This window comes from Nitrobacter sp. 62-13 (genome assembly GCF_001896955.1).
In the GTDB taxonomy this organism is placed as follows: Bacteria; Pseudomonadota; Alphaproteobacteria; order Rhizobiales; family Xanthobacteraceae; genus Nitrobacter.
In genome coordinates this window covers 1-5110 of sequence record NZ_MKRN01000056.1, presented here as the reverse complement: position 1 = coordinate 5110, position 5110 = coordinate 1, and the positions used below count along the sequence as shown (strand labels likewise).

At 62.5% G+C, this 5110-nt stretch carries 6 protein-coding genes and 1 pseudogene; all 7 read left to right on the top strand.

All coding sequences use genetic code 11. The features are described from left to right. The coding region (rpsE, locus tag BGN91_RS05985) for a 30S ribosomal protein S5 (protein WP_292611404.1) at window positions 1-549 on the top strand (549 nt) is incomplete at its 5' end. A gap of 70 nt (window positions 550-619) precedes the next feature. After that, entirely contained in the window at window positions 620-826 is a 207-nt protein-coding gene (gene rpmD / locus BGN91_RS05980; protein ID WP_292611402.1) for a 50S ribosomal protein L30, read from the top strand. 88 nt (window positions 827-914) lie between these two features. Beyond that, complete coding sequence (gene rplO, locus BGN91_RS05975) at window positions 915-1400, top strand: 50S ribosomal protein L15 (RefSeq protein ID WP_292611400.1); 486 nt, start codon at window positions 915-917, stop codon at window positions 1398-1400. Between the two features lie 146 nt (window positions 1401-1546). Next, entirely contained in the window at window positions 1547-2878 is a 1332-nt protein-coding gene (gene secY / locus BGN91_RS05970) for a preprotein translocase subunit SecY (RefSeq protein ID WP_292611398.1), read from the top strand. A gap of 283 nt (window positions 2879-3161) precedes the next feature. After that, window positions 3162-3734, top strand: a pseudogene (locus BGN91_RS05965) (adenylate kinase); the annotation flags it as partial. Window positions 3735-4100: 366 nt separating this feature from the next. Further along, window positions 4101-4469 (top strand): 30S ribosomal protein S13, encoded by a 369-nt coding sequence (gene rpsM / locus BGN91_RS05960; RefSeq protein WP_292611395.1) that lies wholly within the window; start codon window positions 4101-4103, stop codon window positions 4467-4469. A 120-nt stretch (window positions 4470-4589) separates the two neighbouring features. Further along, window positions 4590-4982 carry a 30S ribosomal protein S11 gene (rpsK, locus tag BGN91_RS05955; protein ID WP_292611394.1) on the top strand — a complete coding sequence of 131 codons (393 nt, stop codon included), beginning with the start codon at window positions 4590-4592 and terminating at the stop codon, window positions 4980-4982. Window positions 4983-5110 lie beyond the last annotated feature (128 nt).

Sequence of the window (5110 nt, the reverse complement as noted above, 5' to 3'; positions counted from 1 at the left end):
CGCGAACGGAGCAGGGATCGCGAGGAGCGCGACAGCGAGTTCGTCGACAAGCTCGTCCACATCAACCGTGTGGCGAAGGTCGTCAAGGGCGGCAAGCGGTTCGGTTTCGCGGCGCTGGTCGTGATCGGCGACCAGAAGGGCCGCGTCGGCTTCGGTCACGGCAAGGCTCGCGAAGTGCCGGAGGCGATCCGCAAGGCGACGGAATCGGCCAAGCGCAATCTGACGCGCGTGGCGCTGCGCGAGGGCCGGACGCTGCATCACGACATCGCAGGTCGTCACGGCGCAGGCCGCGTTTATCTGCGCGCCGCGCCGGCCGGCACCGGGATCATCGCCGGCGGTCCGATGCGCGCCGTGTTCGAGACGCTCGGCATCCAGGACGTGGTTGCGAAGTCGGTCGGCTCATCCAACCCCTACAACATGGTTCGCGCGACCTTCGACGCGCTGAAGCATTTGGATTCGCCGCGTTCGGTCGCCGCCCGCCGCAACATCAAGGTATCCACGCTGCAGGCGCGCCGCGTCGGCGGCGACGTCGAAGCGGTTGCCGAATAACGAGGCTGAGCCGGAGCGGCGGTCGTCGCCGGTCCGATCAACCAGCCGGACAGCTTTTGGAGTGAGGACGATGGCCAAGACTGCGAATAAGGCCGCAAAGACGATCAAGGTCGAGCAGACCGGCAGCGCGATCCGCCGCCAGCACGCGCAGCGTTCGACGCTGATCGGGCTCAGGCTCAACAAGATCGGCCGGATCTCCGAGTTGCAGGACACGCCTGAGGTTCGCGGCATGATCGCGAAGGTTCAGCACATCGTCAGGGTGATCGACGAGAAGTAACGATTTGCCGTCACGCCCGGCCAGATGCCGGGACAAAGACGTGGATGGCCGGAGAGCCCGGCACGGCGGACATGACGAGGACGCGACAATGAAACTCAGCGATATCGCCGACAACGCAGGCTCGCGGAAGAAGCGTATGCGGATCGGCCGGGGTATCGGCTCCGGCAAGGGCAAGACCGGCGGCCGTGGCGGCAAGGGCCAGACCGCGCGCTCGGGCGTGCGCATCAAGGGCTTTGAGGGCGGCCAGATGCCGCTGCATCGCCGGCTGCCGAAGCGCGGCTTCAATAATATTTTCCGGCTGGAATTTGCCGAGATCAATCTCGACCGGCTCCAGGCTGCGATCGACGCCGGTTCGATCAACGCGAAGGAGACCGTCAACGCCGAGGCGCTGGTGAAGTCCGGCGTGGTGCGGCGCGCCAGGGACGGTATCCGTCTGCTCGGTCGCGGCGAGATCAAGGCGAAGCTCACGATCGAGGTTCATGGCGCCTCGAAGTCCGCGATCGCGGCGGTCGAGAAGGCTGGCGGCTCGGTGAAAATCCTTGCGTCGAAAAAGGACGAGGGCGAGGCGGCGTAACATCTGCGTCATCGCCTGCTTTGGCGTGCGACACCAGACTTGCGAATGGTAGATTTATCGAGAGCCGAGCACCACAAGGGGTTTGATGTCTGCCGAGTGCCCACCGCGGAGCATGACGGCAAGGTTGGCGCGGGAGAAAGCTGAATATGGTCTCAGCAGCGGAACAGCTGGCGGCGAACCTTAATTTCTCGGCGTTCGCGAAAGCCGACGAGCTGAAGAAGCGCATCTGGTTCACGCTGGGTGCGCTGCTCGTTTACCGGCTCGGTACCTACATTCCGCTGCCGGGCATCGACCCCACGGTCTGGCAGAAGGTTTTCAACTCCCAGGCCGGCGGCATCCTCGGGATGTTCAACATGTTTTCCGGCGGTGGCATCGACCGCATGGCGATCTTCGCCTTGAACATCATGCCGTACATTTCGGCGTCGATCATCCTGCAACTGTTGACCACCGTGTCGCCGAAGCTCGAGGCCCTCAAGAAGGAGGGCGAAGCCGGCCGCAAGATGATCAACCAGTACACCCGCTACCTCACGGTGGTGCTGGCGTTCTTCCAGTCCTACGGCATCGCCGTCGGTCTTCAGGGCGCCGGTAACGTCGTCAGCAATCCGGGCATGTTCTTTCTGGTCTCGACCGCGATCACGCTGACCGGGGGCACCATGTTCCTGATGTGGCTCGGCGAGCAGATCACCTCGCGCGGTATCGGCAACGGCATCTCGCTCATCATTATGGCCGGCATCGTCGCCGAATTGCCGTCCGCTCTCGCCAACATGCTGGAGCTCGGCCGTCAGGGCGCGCTGTCGACCGGAATCATCCTGATCGTTCTGATCATGGTGGTGGCCGTTATCGCTTTCATCGTGTTCATGGAGCGCGCCCAGCGCAGGCTGCTGATCCAGTATCCGAAGCGCCAGGTCGGCAACAAGATGTTCGAGGGACAGTCCTCGCATCTGCCGCTGAAACTCAATACCTCGGGCGTGATCCCGCCGATCTTCGCGTCGTCGCTGCTGCTGCTGCCGACCACCGTCGCGAATTTCAACGCGGGCAAGGGACCGGAGTGGTTCCAGTGGGTGACGACGCAGCTCGGCCACGGCCGCCCGCTGTTTCTGATCCTCTACCTCGCGCTGATCGTGTTCTTCACCTTCTTCTACACCGCGATCGTCTTCAATCCGACCGAGACCGCGGACAATCTGAAGAAGCACGGCGGCTTCATTCCGGGCATCAGGCCGGGCGAGCGCACCGCTGAATACATCGATTACGTGCTCTCGCGCATCACCGTACCGGGGGCGATCTATCTCGCGGTTGTCTGCCTGATTCCGGAGATTCTGATTTCCTACGCGGCGGTGCCCTTCTACTTCGGAGGCACCTCGCTCCTGATCGTCGTCAGCGTGACGATGGATACGGTGTCGCAGGTGCAGGGATATCTGCTGGCCCATCAATACGAAGGGCTCATCAAAAAATCCAAGCTGAGGGGACGGCGTCGGTAATTTTGGCGCGCCGCACAGTCAGTCCCATTTGCGCCGGTCGGGCTCTTGCAAGACGCAGCTCTGCGTGTCTCCGCGCAGGAACGGGCCCTTACCGCCGACGGTGATCCAACTGAGGCGAGCATAATTCATGGCAGCCTTCCGCCGCGGTGCTTGGTATGTCATTGATCGCCTGGGGCAACGTGGCTTATGAGTTTGCGTGAGGATCGGCGCTGATGTGTCCCGTTCCCAATATCGAAACGCGGGTGCGCGGCCGCTCGCTCAACCGGCGAGGGGGCATTTCGTCATGAGACTGATTCTTCTCGGACCGCCGGGGGCAGGGAAGGGAACCCAGGCGCAACGCCTGATCCACGACTACGGAATCGTTCAGCTCTCCACCGGGGACATGCTGCGCGCGGCTGTCGCCGCCGGCACGCCGGTCGGCCTCAAGGCGAAGGACATCATGGCGAGCGGCGGGCTGGTTCCCGACGACGTCGTCATCGGCATCATTTCCGATCGGCTCGATCAGCCGGATGCGGCACGCGGTTTCATCCTGGACGGCTTTCCGCGCACCGTGCCGCAGGCCGAGGCGCTGGACGAGTTGCTCGACTCAAAGAAGCTCAATCTCGACGCCGCTATCGAGCTTCGTGTCGATGAACGCGCGTTGTTGCAGCGCGTGGAGAGCCGGGTCGCGGAAATGACGGCGCGGGGAGAGCAGGTGCGCTCTGATGATACCCCCGAGGTGCTCTCGAAACGCCTGGCGAGCTATCGCACGCTGACCGAGCCGCTTATTCGCTACTATTCGGAGCGCGGCAAGCTGCTGACCGTTGACGGCATGATGGCCGTCGAGGACGTCACGCGGGATATCCGCCGGGTCCTGAGGCGGTCGGGGGTGCCGATGTCGAAATTCGGCGTCCGCAGGTGGTAAGGCCGCCGGGAAATCGATCCCGGGAAGCGTGTTCAATCCACTGATCGCCCCGACGGTTTGTCGTTCCGGATGGGGAACCGGCAGGGGAGAGCGAGCAAAAAGGCGGTCAAAAAAGTCACGAAAAAGCGAGCAAATGGCGCGAAACGGTTGACGAAACGATACTAAATCCCTAATAAGCGGTCATCCAGCGGATCGTTTGAGACGATGCCGGGCCCCAGGATTGAGCGGGTCGGGCGTCGTGTTCGTGTTTGAGGATACCCGCCTGAAATATCGAAGGAAAGGCCGGCTCATCGAGGGCCGGTGACAGGAGAAAAGTCTGTGGCCCGTATTGCCGGCGTGAATATCCCGACCAACAAGCGCGTCGTCATTGCGCTTCAGTACATTCATGGCATCGGTCAGAAGAATGCCGCCGAGATCATCGAGAAGGTCAAGATTCCGGCGGATCGGCGTGTCGCGCAACTGACCGACCAGGAAGTGCTTCAGATTCGTGAAGTCATTGATCGCGACTACCTCGTCGAAGGCGATCTTCGCCGTGAGGTCGGCATCAATATCAAGCGGCTGATGGATCTCGGCTGCTATCGCGGTCTGCGTCATCGCCGCGGTTTGCCGGTGCGCGGCCAGCGCACCCATACCAACGCGCGCACCCGCAAGGGGCCGGCCAAGTCGATCGCCGGCAAGAAGAAGTAACGAAAGCGATAAGCGAGCGGAAACAGCGGATAGTGGTTTCTATCGCTGCTTTGCCGTTCGCCACTCGCTGGTGGAGCCGCTGGCATTACGGCGGCGTTGAGATCACAAGAAAGGCTGACAATGGGTAAGGAAGCTGCGACACGCGTGCGCCGCCGCGAACGCAAGAACATTGCGTCCGGCATCGCGCATGTGAATTCGTCGTTCAACAACACCACCATCACCATCACCGACGCGCAGGGCAACACCATCGCCTGGTCGTCCGCCGGAACGATGGGTTTCAAGGGGTCGCGCAAGTCGACGCCGTATGCGGCGCAGGTGGCTGCGGAAGACGTTTCCAAGAAGGCGCAGGAACACGGGATGCGCACCCTGGAGGTCGAAGTGGCAGGTCCGGGTTCGGGCCGCGAATCGGCGTTGCGCGCGCTGCAGGCGGCAGGTTTCACCGTCACCTCGATCCGCGACGTGACCGCGATACCGCATAACGGTTGCCGCCCGCGCAAGCGCCGGCGCGTTTGATATTTCGGCCGCGGGCGTTTGGTTGTCCGCGCAGGTTCAAGACCTAATCATCGCGCGGGTTGATCCGCGCACTCCAACGCCAGAGATCTTGATGGCATGGGTGATACAGTGACGATCCAGAAAAATTG